14 protein-coding genes are annotated in these 12,497 nt (G+C 70.4%); 8 read left to right on the top strand and 6 right to left on the bottom strand.

Features of this window, described 5'->3' with window-relative positions; translation table 11 throughout:
- Positions 1 to 48 precede the first annotated feature (48 nt).
- The 3 genes from ACWEOE_RS13905 to ACWEOE_RS13895 all read left to right on the top strand — a co-directional run bounded on the left by ACWEOE_RS13905 (position 49) and on the right by ACWEOE_RS13895 (position 1,540).
- Positions 49 to 462, top strand: a complete 414-nt coding sequence (locus ACWEOE_RS13905; RefSeq protein ID WP_452008146.1) for an acyl-CoA thioesterase — start codon at positions 49 to 51, stop codon at positions 460 to 462.
- 172 nt (positions 463 to 634) lie between these two features.
- On the top strand, positions 635 to 901 hold the full coding sequence (locus ACWEOE_RS13900; protein WP_452008143.1) for a hypothetical protein: 267 nt from the start codon (positions 635 to 637) through the stop codon (positions 899 to 901).
- A gap of 234 nt (positions 902 to 1,135) precedes the next feature.
- Entirely contained in the window at positions 1,136 to 1,540 is a 405-nt protein-coding gene (locus ACWEOE_RS13895; RefSeq protein WP_452008140.1) for a DUF6292 family protein, read from the top strand.
- Here ACWEOE_RS13895 and ACWEOE_RS13890 read toward each other — a convergent pair.
- Both ACWEOE_RS13890 and ACWEOE_RS13885 read right to left on the bottom strand, forming a co-directional pair.
- On the bottom strand, positions 1,527 to 2,423 hold the full coding sequence (locus tag ACWEOE_RS13890; protein WP_452008138.1) for an acyl-CoA desaturase: 897 nt from the start codon (positions 2,421 to 2,423) through the stop codon (positions 1,527 to 1,529). The genes ACWEOE_RS13895 and ACWEOE_RS13890 overlap by 14 nt on opposite strands.
- 416 nt (positions 2,424 to 2,839) lie before the next feature.
- Positions 2,840 to 3,043 (bottom strand): cold-shock protein, encoded by a 204-nt coding sequence (locus ACWEOE_RS13885; RefSeq protein ID WP_452008135.1) that lies wholly within the window; start codon positions 3,041 to 3,043, stop codon positions 2,840 to 2,842.
- 375 nt (positions 3,044 to 3,418) lie between these two features.
- Here ACWEOE_RS13885 and ACWEOE_RS13880 point away from each other — a divergent pair, with 375 nt between their 5' ends.
- A complete protein-coding gene (locus tag ACWEOE_RS13880) occupies positions 3,419 to 3,604 on the top strand; it encodes a hypothetical protein (RefSeq protein ID WP_452008132.1) in 186 nt (61 codons plus the stop codon).
- A gap of 18 nt (positions 3,605 to 3,622) precedes the next feature.
- On the opposite strand, the gene ACWEOE_RS13875 is transcribed toward ACWEOE_RS13880, so the two are convergent.
- The 3 genes from ACWEOE_RS13875 to ACWEOE_RS13865 are packed head-to-tail and all read right to left on the bottom strand — an operon-like array spanning position 3,623 to position 6,621.
- On the bottom strand, positions 3,623 to 5,218 hold the full coding sequence (locus tag ACWEOE_RS13875; protein ID WP_452008129.1) for a glycoside hydrolase family 13 protein: 1,596 nt from the start codon (positions 5,216 to 5,218) through the stop codon (positions 3,623 to 3,625).
- Positions 5,218 to 5,607, bottom strand: coding sequence for a globin (locus ACWEOE_RS13870; RefSeq protein ID WP_360608026.1), 390 nt, complete (start codon positions 5,605 to 5,607; stop codon positions 5,218 to 5,220). Before ACWEOE_RS13870 ends, ACWEOE_RS13875 begins: the two co-directional genes overlap by 1 nt.
- Positions 5,608 to 5,640: 33 nt before the next feature.
- A complete protein-coding gene (locus ACWEOE_RS13865) occupies positions 5,641 to 6,621 on the bottom strand; it encodes a mechanosensitive ion channel family protein (RefSeq protein ID WP_452008125.1) in 981 nt (326 codons plus the stop codon).
- A gap of 398 nt (positions 6,622 to 7,019) precedes the next feature.
- Here ACWEOE_RS13865 and ACWEOE_RS13860 point away from each other — a divergent pair, with 398 nt between their 5' ends.
- From ACWEOE_RS13860 to ACWEOE_RS13850, 3 genes are all read left to right on the top strand, one after another.
- Positions 7,020 to 7,472: an HNH endonuclease gene (locus ACWEOE_RS13860; protein WP_326838017.1), complete on the top strand. Its 453-nt coding sequence runs from the start codon at positions 7,020 to 7,022 to the stop codon at positions 7,470 to 7,472.
- 808 nt (positions 7,473 to 8,280) lie between these two features.
- Complete coding sequence (gene ctaJ, locus ACWEOE_RS13855; protein WP_452008122.1) at positions 8,281 to 8,535, top strand: aa3-type cytochrome oxidase subunit CtaJ; 255 nt, start codon at positions 8,281 to 8,283, stop codon at positions 8,533 to 8,535.
- A complete protein-coding gene (locus ACWEOE_RS13850) occupies positions 8,522 to 9,031 on the top strand; it encodes a DUF5130 family protein (RefSeq protein ID WP_452008119.1) in 510 nt (169 codons plus the stop codon). Before ctaJ ends, ACWEOE_RS13850 begins: the two co-directional genes overlap by 14 nt.
- A 97-nt stretch (positions 9,032 to 9,128) precedes the next feature.
- Here the strand turns inward: ACWEOE_RS13850 and pepN are convergent, their stop codons facing one another.
- Positions 9,129 to 11,693 carry an aminopeptidase N gene (gene pepN / locus ACWEOE_RS13845; protein ID WP_452008116.1) on the bottom strand — a complete coding sequence of 855 codons (2,565 nt, stop codon included), beginning with the start codon at positions 11,691 to 11,693 and terminating at the stop codon, positions 9,129 to 9,131.
- 182 nt (positions 11,694 to 11,875) lie between these two features.
- Here pepN and ACWEOE_RS13840 point away from each other — a divergent pair, with 182 nt between their 5' ends.
- Entirely contained in the window at positions 11,876 to 12,496 is a 621-nt protein-coding gene (locus ACWEOE_RS13840; RefSeq protein ID WP_452008113.1) for a mycothiol-dependent nitroreductase Rv2466c family protein, read from the top strand.
- Position 12,497 lies beyond the last annotated feature (1 nt).

Below are 12,497 nucleotides of genomic sequence, written 5' to 3'. Positions count from 1 at the left end.
TCCGGACTCAGCAGTCATCACGTTGGTTCTTTGCCGGAGGGCCGCCCGATGAGTCACGTCACGCTGATCCGGCCGCGCTGGTCCGACATGGACTCCTTCGGGCACGTCAACCACGCCAAGATCGTCACGATGCTCGAAGAGGCGCGGATCGAGGTGTTCCCCGAGGCGGTGGAGCTCGGTCTCGTCGAGATGACCAAGGGCATCGTCGTCGCGAAGCTCGAGGTGCACTACCGCCGCCCGGTCGTCGTCGAGGCGGGCGCGCCGGTCCGGGTCGAGGTCACCCTGACCCAGCTGCGGGCCGCGAGCCTCACGCTCGCCTACCGCCTGCACACGGGACCGGCGGAGACGGACCCGGTGGCCGTCACGGCGGAAACGCTGATCGCACCGTTCGACACCGTCACCCATCGGCCCCGGCGGATCACGCCGGCCGAGAGCCAGTTCTTCACGAAGGTGTTCGGGTGAAAACGGGGCGGGGCAACCTTTTTCAGTGCCTCGCCCCCGTTCATCCTGTCTGTGCACTGTGTCCGGCGGGCCGCTGAAAAGAAGGCACGCGGTGTTGCCCCTTTTCATCTGAAGTTCTTGTGGTTTCCTTGCGCGCGTGGTGTTTCCGCGGGCGCGGTGCGATGGTGGGGGCATGACCGACCCCGACGGTGACCCGACGGCGGATTTCCTCGCCGACGTGCGTGCCGAGCAGACGCCGTGGCGCACCGACCGCCCGGCGGACGCCGTGCCCGAAGGCGTGGGGTACCAGATCGCCCACGGCCGGTTTTCGAAGGCCGCCCGCATCGTGGGTGAGGTCGCGCCGTACGCGCAGGCCGCGTTGTTCGCGGCATGGATCGCCACGTCGTTGGGCAATTCCGGCGACGGCTCGGGCGGGATGGACGGAGGTCAGAGCGGTTAGCCGGTCCCCGTGGACCGAAAGTCCGGGTAGAGTCGGTGCCGGATCAGCCGCCGATGTCCGATTCGGCGCGACTTCGAACACCGCACCGCCGGTTGAGCCGGCCGTGGTGCGCGCACGCGCCTGCAGAAGGCCGTTTCCGCCCGCCAGAGCCGATTGCCGACGGTGGAGGGGAGACCCATGCTCCTGTCCGGTTCCGATCGTCCGACAACCGAAGCCGTTCACGAAGACCCACTGGTGCTCAGACGGGCGCTGGTCGGCTACGTCCGCGCGGTGGCCGAAGCAGTGGGCGTCTCCGTGGAGGGGACGTCGTGCGAGGTTGCCGACACAGTCACGGCGTACGTGGCGCTGAGCCGTCGCTCGCCGCGCTACCCCGGCCGTGACCTGATGCTGCTCTGGAACTCGCGAACCGGCTGGACACTCTCCGTCGAGACGGCGCCGGCCGAGCCGCCGCTGGTCGTCTCGCTCCTGGGCGGCGACGTCGTTCCGGAGCCCGCGCTCGTGGCGCGGTTCGTCGCCGAGGTCGTCTCGGCTCCCGACAACGGCGCGTGGACCACGCCGCCCAGCCGTGCCGCCACCGATCGTGGCGCGCTGGCGGCCCGGCTGGAACGACGCGTCCGGCCGGTTGTCAGGCGGTCCTGAGCTTTCGCGCGAGCCGCTCCGGTCGGGGCCAGCGGACCTGCGAGACCCAGTTCAGCTTCTCGAACAGCCAGATGAGCCGCGCCGACGTGTCGAGCTGGCCCCGGCCCACGCCGTGCCGAGCGCCGGTCGGGTCGGCGTGGTGGGAGTTGTGCCACGACTCGCCGAAAGACAGGATCGCCAGCGGCCAGAAGTTCGCCGAGCGGTCCCGCGACACGAACGGGCGCTCACCGATCATGTGGCACAACGAGTTCACCGACCACGTCACGTGGTGCAGCGCCGCCACCCGCACGAGCCCGGCCCAGAAGAACGCTGTGAGCGCGCCCCACCAGCTCATCGTCGCGAGGCCGCCGATCAGCGCCGGCGCCAGCAGCGTCACCGCCGTGAGCACGGGGAACAGGCTGTCGACGCGGCGGATGTCCGGATCGTCCAGCAGATCCGGGGCGAAGCGCCGGGAATTGGTCTTGTCGCGGTCGAACAGCCAGCCCATGTGGGCGTGCCAGAACCCCTTCGCCAGCGCCGCCGGCGTGGTGCCGAAGCGCCACGGGGAGTGCGGGTCGCCGTCGCGGTCGGAGTAGGCGTGGTGGCGGCGGTGGTCGGCGACCCACGCGATCACGGGTCCCTGCATCGCCATGCTGCCGGCCACGGCGAGCGCGATCCGCAGGCCGCGGCGGGCGCGGAACGAACCGTGTGTGAAGTAGCGGTGGAAACCGATGGTGATCCCGAGGCCGCTGAGGTAGTAGAAGCCGACCGCAAGGCCGATGTCGAGCCAGCTCAGGCCCCAGCCCCAGGCCAAGGGCACGGCGGCGATCACCGCCAGCAGGGGGAGCACGGCGAAGAGCTTCACCAGGAACGCTTCGGTTCCCGTCTTGCGGCCCGCGAGCATGGGCTCGGGTGCGGGCCGGTCACGCAGGGCGGTGCCGGTCGAGGCGGAGGCTTCCGGGATGGAAGGGGGAAGAGTGACGCGGAGGGTGTCGATGCTGGAACACTCCTGTCGAGCTGGTCCGGTTGTTGCACTCTGCAGCAACCGAGGCCGGTTCGAGGGTGTGCCGGGCGGTTCGCTCGATTCGCGGAACCGCGCCGAATTGGAGGGAGCACACCGTCGTGCGGTCCGGCCCGGGGGCCGTCCACGACCTTTTCCCTCAACGAGCCGGTTGTCGGCAAAGTTCCCGCGGAGTTCGTGAAGCGTGTTCCCGGCTGTTCCTCGACAGTGTCTTCAGGCGGTGTTCTCACGCGGTCGTCCGGAAAAAGGCCGAGGGGCCGGTGCACGCGGCGCCGGCCCCTCGGGAAACCCTTGTGAAATCAGATAACCGTGACGGAAGTGGCCTGCGGCCCCTTCTGGCCCTGGCCGATCTCGAACTCCACGCGAGCGTTCTCGTCCAGGCTGCGGAAGCCGTTGCCCTGGATCTCGGAGTAGTGCACGAACACGTCGCCACCGCCGTTGTCCGGCGTGATGAAGCCGAAGCCCTTCTCGGCGTTGAACCACTTCACGGTGCCTTGCGTCATAGAATTCTCCACCACTTAAAGATCGAGGTGCCACCCCGGCACCCGGGTCGACGACCGACGGTTTGATCTTCCGGTGACGGAGAACCACTACGCCCGCGCATCTTGCGAGCGTGGCCGCGGGGAGTACCCACCGCACGAACACAAAATATGACCTCGCGCAGCTAACCACACCGCGGGCGCGGACGCCAGCCTCCGGAGCGGATCACCGCGCAGGCTGGAACCGGTCCACACTGTCCGTCCCTTGTGGACTGAGCTGGGTGCTGACCAGTGCTTCGTTGTGCACGTGGGTGTCTGTCGTGTAGCGTCGGTCACATCGAGAGAGATTTTCCCCCGCGCGCCGGCAGCAGAGCCGGCGTGGCCTCGATGAGGAGCCTCATGCGCTCGGAACGACGCCCGCTGTCCCCCGAAACCAGTGAGTTCGCCCGCGCCCGCGTGTCCGCGGAGCAGGGCATGCGCCACCAACGCGACCTGGCCGCCCGCACGGTCGCCGCGAGGGCCCACGACGCCGAAGACCTGCGTGGCCTGCTGGACATGCTCGGCCTGGAGGTCGCCGCCCGCTGAGCGCCCGGCTCGGTCGGCTCAGACCAGCCACGCCGCCGAATCGGGTGGCAGCCGTCCGTCGACCAGCGGGCTGCTGGCGAGCAGCAGCTGACCCGGCGGCAGCGCGATCGAGCTCGCCGACGTGTTCAGCGCGCAGATCAGCCCGCCTTTGCCGCGCCGGAACGCGAAGCAGCCGGCGGGCGCGCCGTACCACTCGAGCTCGTCGCCGACGCGGAAAGCCGGGTGCGTTTTGCGCAGGTCCACGGCTCGCCGGTACAGCGACAGCGTGGACGACGCGTCCTCGAGCTGGCGTTCCGCGGTGAGCTCCGCCCACTCGGGCGGCATCGGCAACCACGTGCGCGGGTTGCGTGAGAAGCCGAACGGCGGCAGCGTGCCCTCCCACGGCATCGGCACCCGCTCGGGGTCCCGGCCGAACTGCGCGCCCTGCGTGCGTGCCCGCGGGTCTTCCATCGCGGCGAGTGGCAGGTCGACGTTGGGCAGGCCCAGCTCTTCGCCGTTGTACAGGTAGACCGCACCCGGCAGGGCCAGCTCGACCAGCGCCATGGCCCGCGCGCGCCGCAGCCCGGCCGCGCCGCCGCCGTAGCGGCTCACGGTGCGCCACACGTCGTGGTTGGACAGCGTCCAGGTCGCGGGCGCGCCCGCCGCGCGCGGCACGGCCAGCGACCGCTCGATCGACGTGCGCATCGCGTCGGCGTCGAAGTGGGTGAGCACCAGGCGGAAGTTGAACGCCAGGTGAAGCTCGTCGGGCCGCAGGTAGCGGGCCAGGCGCTCGTCGTCGTTGACCCAGATCTCGCCGACGGCCATCGTGTCCGGGTACTCGTCGAGCACCTTGCGGATCATCTGGTGCACCTCGTGCACCCCGTCGTCGTCGAACCGCGGGTCGAAATGCTCGCCGCCGCCGAACCCGGCCGCGCGCGGGTCCATGTCGGGCAGTCCCGGGGGCTTCGCCATGCCGTGGGCCACGTCGATGCGGAACCCGTCGACGCCGCGGTCGAGCCAGAAGCGCAGGGTGCGTTCCAGGTCGTAGCGCACGTCGGCGTTGGCGTGGTTGAGGTCCGGCTGCTGCGGTGCGAACAGGTGCAGGTACCACTGGCCGTCGGGCACGCGCGTCCACGCGGGCCCGCCGAAGACCGACACCCAGTTGTTGGGCGGTGACGAGCCGTCGGGGCCGCGGCCGTCGCGGAAGACGTAGCGGTCGCGTTCGGGGCTGCCGGGCGCGGCGGCCATCGCCGACTTGAACCACGCGTGCCGGTTGCTGGTGTGGTTCGGGACGATGTCCACGGTCACCTTGATGCCGCGCTTGTGCGCCTCGGTGAGCAGCACGTCGAAATCGCCGAGCGTGCCGAACATCGGGTCGACGTCGCGCGGGTCCGCCACGTCGTAGCCGTGGTCGGCCATGGGGGAGCGGTAGAACGGCGTGAGCCACAGCGCGTCCACACCCAGCAGCTCCAGGTAGCCCAGGCGGCTGCGGATGCCCTCGAGGTCGCCGACGCCGTCGCCGTCGGAGTCGGCGAACGAGCGCACGTAGACCTGGTAGAAGACGGCGTCGGACCACCACGAGGCGCGGGGCCGGCCCTCGGGGGCCCGGCGGTGGCCCGCCACCGGGCGTCTCATCAGACGAAGCTGTTCATCATGCTGTGCGCGGCCATCTCGAGGTAGGCCCACAGCTGCTCGCGGTACGGCTCGGGCAGGTTCTCCTCGTCGACCGCCACGCGGATCGCGCGCAGCCACGCATCGCGCTCGATCGGGCCGATCTTGAACGGCGCGTGGCGCATCCGCAGCCGCGGGTGGCCCCGGCGGTCGGAGTAGGTGTGCGGGCCGCCCCAGTACTGTATGAGGAACAGCCGGAAGCGCTCCTCGGCCGGGCCGAGGTCCTCTTCCGGGTAGAGCGGGCGCAGGATCTCGTCCGTCGCCACTTCCTGGTAGAAGCGCGCGACGATCCGCCGGAACGTCGGTTCACCGCCCACGGCCTCGTACAGGTTCGCGGGTTCGGAGCCACTCACAGTCGACACCCCTCCATCTTGCCCTGCGCGCGGCTACTTGTCGGCGCCCGGTGCGGACAGGAACCGGCCCAGCGGCGGCTCGAAGCCGGCCTCCTCCAGCGCGGCGAGCAGGTGCGCGCGCAGCGCCCGCTGCACGGCCCACTGCTTGCCGGGGCGCACCTTCACGGTCAGGCGCAGCTGGATGCCCTCGGGCGTGACCTTCTCCACGCCGAGCATCTCCGGCGGCTCCATCACGTTGACGGCCAGCGCCTCGCTTTCGGCGGCCTTCGTGGCCGCCGCCGTGAGCACGGTGGACGCGCGGTCCACGTCGGCGGAGTAGCCGAGCGGCACGTCGACCACGGCCACGGCGAAGCCCTGGCTGGAGTTGCCGACGCGCAGCACCTCACCGTTGCGCACGTACCAGACGGTGCCCTGCAGGTCGCGCAGCGTGGTGATGCGCAGGCCCACGGCCTCGACGGTGCCGACGGCCGGGCCGATGTCCACGACGTCGCCCACGCCGTACTGGTCCTCGATCATCATGAAGATGCCGGACAGGAAATCACGGACCAGGTTCTGCGCGCCGAACCCGAGCGCCACGCCGACGATGCCCGCCGACGCGATGATCGGCCCCAGGTCGAGGCCCAGTTCGCCCAGCACGAGCATGAACGCCAGGCCGTAGATGAGGAACGAGGCCATCGACTTCAGCACCGAGCCGATCGTGGTGGCCCGCTGCCGGCGCCGCTCCACCACGGCCGGGCCGAGCACGTCGGGGGCGCGTTCGCGCAACGGCCGCAGCAGGGCCGGGAGCTTGCCCTTGCCGCCGCGGGGGAGCGTGGTCACGCGATCGATGAGACGCCGTGTGAGATACCGCACCAGGAACGCGAGAACCAGGATCAGGATGATCCGCAGCGGCTTGGTCACGAGCCAGTCCGCCGAACCGGCGAGCCACTCGTTGTGCGTGATCGCGAAGACCTGCGAGCACCACGTGCCGGGGTCGGAGATGCACGCTGGCGGGGCGCTGAGCACGGGGTTCACGGGGTGGAACAGTCCTTCCGTCGCTTCGGTTCACCCAACGGCAAGTGGATGTTGGGTCGCGGGCACGTGACACGTCACGTAACACACGTGCACTTTGGGGCTGATGTGTGGTCGACTATGCCTGCACCGGTGGAGGTGGTCGAGTGCCAGACCGACAACCCATCCCCCTCGGCGGCAGCGGCCAAGCCATGGCCGACGAGCCGCCGCAGGCGGTCCTGCGTGCCTGCTCGGGAGGTTCCGCATCCGGCGGAGCGAACCCGGCCGGGCCGGGGACCCGACCAGGGGGAGTATCCCGTCCGCCCGGACAGCGTAGAGGCCGGGACCCGGCGACCCCGTCGTGGGGCCGCCGTCGCGTACTGCTCCTGAACGCGACTTTCGAACCCCTGACCGCCCTGCCCATGCGGCGCGCGGTGGTCCTGGTGATGTGCGGCAAGGCGGAGGTCGTGCACGGGGACCCGGCGGGCGTGGAGCTGCACGCCGCGACCGTGTCGCTGCCCGTGCCCTCGGTGATCCGGCTCAGCACGTACGTGCGGGTGCCGTACCGCGCGAAGGTGCCGCTGACCCGGGCCGGGCTCATGCACCGCGACCGGTACCGCTGCGCCTATTGCGGCGGCCGGGCCGAGACGATCGACCACGTGCTGCCGCGCAGCCGCGGCGGGCCCCACAGCTGGACCAACTGCGTGGCCTGCTGCGCCAAGTGCAACCACCGCAAGGCCGACAAGCTCCTCTCGGAGCTGGGCTGGCGGCTGCGGGTGGTGCCGCGGGCGCCCCACGGCCCGCACTGGCGGCTGCTGGCCCACTCCAAGGAGGCCGACCCGCTGTGGCAGCCGTACTTGGGGTCCGCGGCCTGACCGGCTGCTGACACGTCGGCGCCCCGGCTGCCTGTGCGGCGGCCGGGGCGAGCCGGTGGTTCGTGCGCGGTTCTCGCGCTGAGCTTGGATTCGACGCTCCCGGCGCCCCCAAGGGGGTGTGCGGGCGTTTTTCTTCGGTCCGGTGTCCCCGGTGCCCCGTGTGCCCGGGCGGCGGGTCAGGCGGCCAGAGCGAAGTCGGCCTGTGAGGTCACGCGGGTGCCCCGGGTGACGCGGGTGCCACAAGTGACGCGGGTGCCACGGGTCACGCGGGTGCCGCGCGTGACGCGGGTGCCGGCGGTCACGCGGGTGCCGTTGGTGGCGCGCGTGCCGCGGGTGACCCGGGTGCCGCGAGTGACACGCGTGCCGGCCGTGACGCGGGTACCGCGAGTGACCCGAGTACCGCGGGTAACCCTTGTGCCGGACGTCACGCGCGTTCCGGTCAGGAATTCGATTTCACTGGGTGACGAAATGGCCTCGTTGATCGCCTGAGCGGGGGGCTGGACACTCTGCATGACATGGCCTCCTGGGACCGGTGCGTGACCTGCTGGGGCTGGGGAGCGGACCGCAAGGCCCGTACAGGTGAAAAAGCTACGAGGATTTCAGTGCGCCGACAAGACGGGGGCGACCGGTACGGCCGCCTGTACGTTGAGTTGCAACCTTTCGGCCCGCCCGGCTTCGCCCCAACGTTCCAGCGCGCGCGAGCCAAGCGGCGGACGGGCGCTCCCGCACGACGAGCGGTCGAGTTCGCCGAACCGCCCGGCGCGGCGCCGCGCGGTGGCCACCAGGGCCATCCGATACGCTCACCGGCGTGAACGTTGTCGAGACGATCCTGGTCTACGCGGTCATCCCCCTGGCCATCTACTTGGTGGTCGGTGCGGCCACCCTGCGGAAGAAGTTCTCGGGGACGCCGCGGTACCGGCCGGGACAGCCGTGGGAGTACCCCGCGATGTGGTGGACCGCCAACCCGGAGGGTGTCGGTGCGGGCCACCACGCCGTCGATCCGGATGCTGTGGTGCCCTCGGGCGCCCCGAACGCCGCCGGAGGCGCACGTGGCAAGTGGTGAACTCACGCACTCGGCCACCGCGGTCGAGACGCTCGGAAAAGACGCTGCGGAGAAGGACCTCGCGTTCGGCGAGGTCGTCACGAACAGCGGCCGCATCTCCGCGGCCAAGATGTACGAGCCGGCCGAGCCGACCAGCCCCTTCTCGGTGCAGCAGCTCGCGCGGCTCGACGAGGCCCTGACCTTCGCGACGCGCGAGTCCGGCGTCGCCTTCAGCGTGTACCTCGGCGACCTCGGCGAGGACACCCGCGCCACCGCCGAGAAGCTGCTGGCCTCCACCGACGACCCGACCAACGCCGTTGTCGTCGCGGTCTCGCCCGCGCAGCGCGCGATCGAGATCGTGATCGGCGAGCGCTCCCACGTCCGCCTGCCCGACCGCGGCGCCAACCTGGCCGTGGCGAGCATGGTGGCCTCGTTCAAGGAGGGCGACCTGGTCGGTGGCCTGGTCAACGCCCTGCGCATGCTGAGCGACCAGGCCGGCCCGGAGCCGAAGCACTGATCCTCGCTTGACACCCGAAGGGGGCCTCCTCGATCGCCGAGGAGGCCCCCTTCGTCGTGGGCGGGCCGCTCTCGCGCACGAGCGGCCCGCCCACCGGTCAGGCCTGGCTGTCGAACTCCCGCGCCGCGAGCGCGCGGACGATGCCCGCCCGGCCCTCGGAGACGAGCCGGCGCAGCGCGGCCGGGTGGTCGCCCTCGAGCCACTTGTCCGACGCCGTCACCGTGGCGGGTTCGACGGCCCACGACGGGTACAGCCCGATCACGGTCGGCTGGGCGCGCTCGCTGGAGCGGCGCGTCCACACCTCGTCGACGATCTCGAAGTAGCGCTCGACGTAGCCGCCCAGCAGCTGCTTCTGGCCCGGGTGCGAGAAGCCCGAGATGAGGGCGTCGCTCACGGCGTTGGGGATCTCGTCGTCGTGGACCGCGCGCTGCCAGGCGTCGGCCTTGGCCTCGGCGGTCGGCTGCAGGGCGCGCGAGCGCTCGGCGTGACGCCGGCCCGCGGCCGTGTCGTCCTTGGCCAGTTCGGCGTCGATCTCGGCCGTGCCGGCCTTGCCGTGCGCCACGAGCGCCTGCAGCAGGCGCCAGCGCAGGTCCGTGTCCACGGTGAGGCCCGCCAGCGGCGCGGACCCGTCGAGCCAGCCCGCGACGACACCCAGCGTCGCCTCGTCGAGCACGCCACCGGCCAGGGAGTTCACGAACGCCAGCTGGTGGTCGGATCCGGCTTCGGCGCCCTGGGCGAGCGCCAGCAGCCGGCCGGTGAAGGCCGGCCAGCCCTGCTCCGCCGCCCACGTCTGGTTGGCGTACGAGTTGAGCGCCGTCTGCGCCTGCAGCAGCAGCCGCTGCACCACGCCGACCTCGCTCTCCGCGTGGATGCCGCGCGACACCAGCGTCACGAAGTCGCGCGCCTTGAGCTCGGCCTCGCGCGTCATCTCCCATGCGGCCGACCAGCACAGCGTGCGGGGCAGCGGCTCATCGATGTCGGCGATCCGGTCGATCAGCGTGGTGAGCGACGCCGGGTCGAGGCGCATGCGGCAGTAGGTGAGGTCGTCGTCGTTGACCAGCACGAGCTTGCCCGCCGGCGTGCCCACCAGCGCGGGCACCTCGGTGCGGTCGCCCGCCACGTCGAGCTCCACGCGCTCGGTGCGCACGATCTTGCCCTCGACGTCGTCGTACACGCCGACGGCCACGCGGTGCGTGCGCAGCTCACCCGCGCCCGGCTTCGCGCCCGTCTGCACCACGGCGAACGAGGAGAACGTGCCGTCGGCCGCCACCTCGTAGCGCGGGCTGAGCGAGTTGAGCCCGGTGGTCTCGAGCCACTCGGCGCTCCACCACGACAGGTCGCGCCCGGAGGCCTCCTCCAGTGCGGCCAGCAGGTCGGCGAGCGTCGCGTTGCCCCACGCGTGCTTGCCGAAGTAGACCTTCAGCCCGCTCAGGAAGTGCTCGATGCCGACGTAGGCCACGAGCTGCTTGAGCACGCTCGCGCCCTTGGCGTAGGTGATGCCGTCGAAGTTCACCTCGACCGCGTGCAGGTCGACGATGTCGGCCGCGATCGGGTGCGTCGAGGGCAGCTGGTCCTGCCGGTAGGCCCACGACTTCTCGATGTTCGCGAAGCTGGTCCACGCGTTCTTGTACTCGGTGGCCTCGGCCTGGGCGAACACGCTCGCGAACGTCGCGAACGACTCGTTGAGCCACAGATCGTCCCACCAGCGCATGGTCACCAGGTCGCCGAACCACATGTGCGCCATCTCGTGCAGCAGCGTCTCGGCGCGGCGCTCGTAGGAGTAGCGCGTGACGCGGCTGCGGAAGACGTAGTCCTCGAGGAAGGTCACGGCGCCGGCGTTCTCCATCGCGCCCGCGTTGAACTCGGGCACGAACAGCTGGTCGTACTTGGAGAACGGGTAGGGCGTGCCGAACTTCTCGTGGAAGAAGCCGAAGCCCTGCTTGGTCTCCGCGAACAGGCGGTCGGCGTCCATGTGCTCGGCGAGCGACGCGCGGCAGTAGATGCCGAGCGGGATCGTGCGGTGGCTGTCGGAGAACTCGTCGCGCCACTCGGCGTACGGGCCGGCGATGAGCGCGACCAGGTAGGTCGAGATCCGCATCGACACGGCGAAGTTCGTCAGCCGCGCGCCGTCGGAAGTGTCCTCTTCGGCCTCGACGAGGGCGTTGGACACGATCTTCCAGTCGCGCGGCGCGCGGACGGTGAGCCGGTACACCGACTTCAGGTCCGGCTGGTCGAAGCAGGCGAACATGCGCTTCGCGTCGGCGGTCTCGAACTGCGTGTACAGGTACACGCCGTTGTCGACCGGGTCGACGAAGCGGTGCAGGCCCTCGCCGGTGTTCATGTAGCGGCAGTCGGCGGTGACCACGAGCTCGTTGTCCGCGGCAAGCCCGGGCAGCGCGATGCCTTTGTCCTCGACGTAGGCACTCACGTCGAGTTCGTCGCCGTTGAGCACGGCGGAGCGGACGCCCTCGGCGACGAGGTCGATCCAGGACGACTCGCCCGGCCGGGTGGCCGAAAAGCGCACTGTGGTGGTGGACAGGAACGTCTTCTCACCGGGACCGCCGTGGCCGTCGGTCAGGTCCAGCACGATGTCGTAGGACGCGACATCCAGCAGGCCGGAGCGCTGCTTGGCTTCGTCACGAGTCAGGTTGGGGGCGGGCACGGGCACCTCTGGTCTTCGATTTCGGTTCCGGTTTTCGGGCTGTCGAGCATCCAATCATGCGAAGCGGTCCTCGGGCGACGGGGAACAACCGGGCCCGGCGCGCCGTTGCGTCCGGATGTGCGGGACACCGCCCGCACAGGCATGCTTGCCGACGTCGAAAATCTCACCGAGGAGCCTGAGAGATGACCGCTGCGTCCAAGCCCACCAAGGTGGACTTCTACTTCGACCCGATCTGCCCGTTCGCGTGGATCACCTCGCGGTGGATCCTCGAGGTCGAGAAGCAGCGCGAGCTGGACCTGAACTTCCGGATCATGAGCCTGTCCGTGCTCAACTCGGGCCGGGAGGAGCTCCCGGAGCGCTACCAGGAACTGATGGACAAGGGCTGGCGCCCGGTCCGCGTGGCGACCGCGCTGAACGCCGCGATGGGCCAGGAGGCGCTGCGCAACTTCTACACGGAGTTCGGCACGCGCTACCACAACCAGGACAACAAGGACTTCGACGTGGTCCTGAAGGAAGCCCTCGAATCGGTCGGCGCGCCGGCCGAGCTGATCGAGGCCGCCGACTCCACCGAGTACGACGACGCCCTGAAGAAGAGTCACCACGAAGGCATGGACCCGGTCGGCATGGACGTCGGCACGCCGACCATCCACATCGACGGCGTCGCGTTCTTCGGCCCGGTGCTCAACTCGATCCCGCGCGGCGACGACGCCGTCAAGGTGTTCGACGGCGCCGTCGCGATGGCGAGCTACCCGGACTTCTTCGAGCTGAAGCGCACTCGCACGGGTGAGCTGAACTTCAACTGAC

The organism is Amycolatopsis sp. NPDC004368 (assembly GCF_053602515.1).
This window is presented reverse-complemented; position numbering and strand designations above follow the sequence as displayed.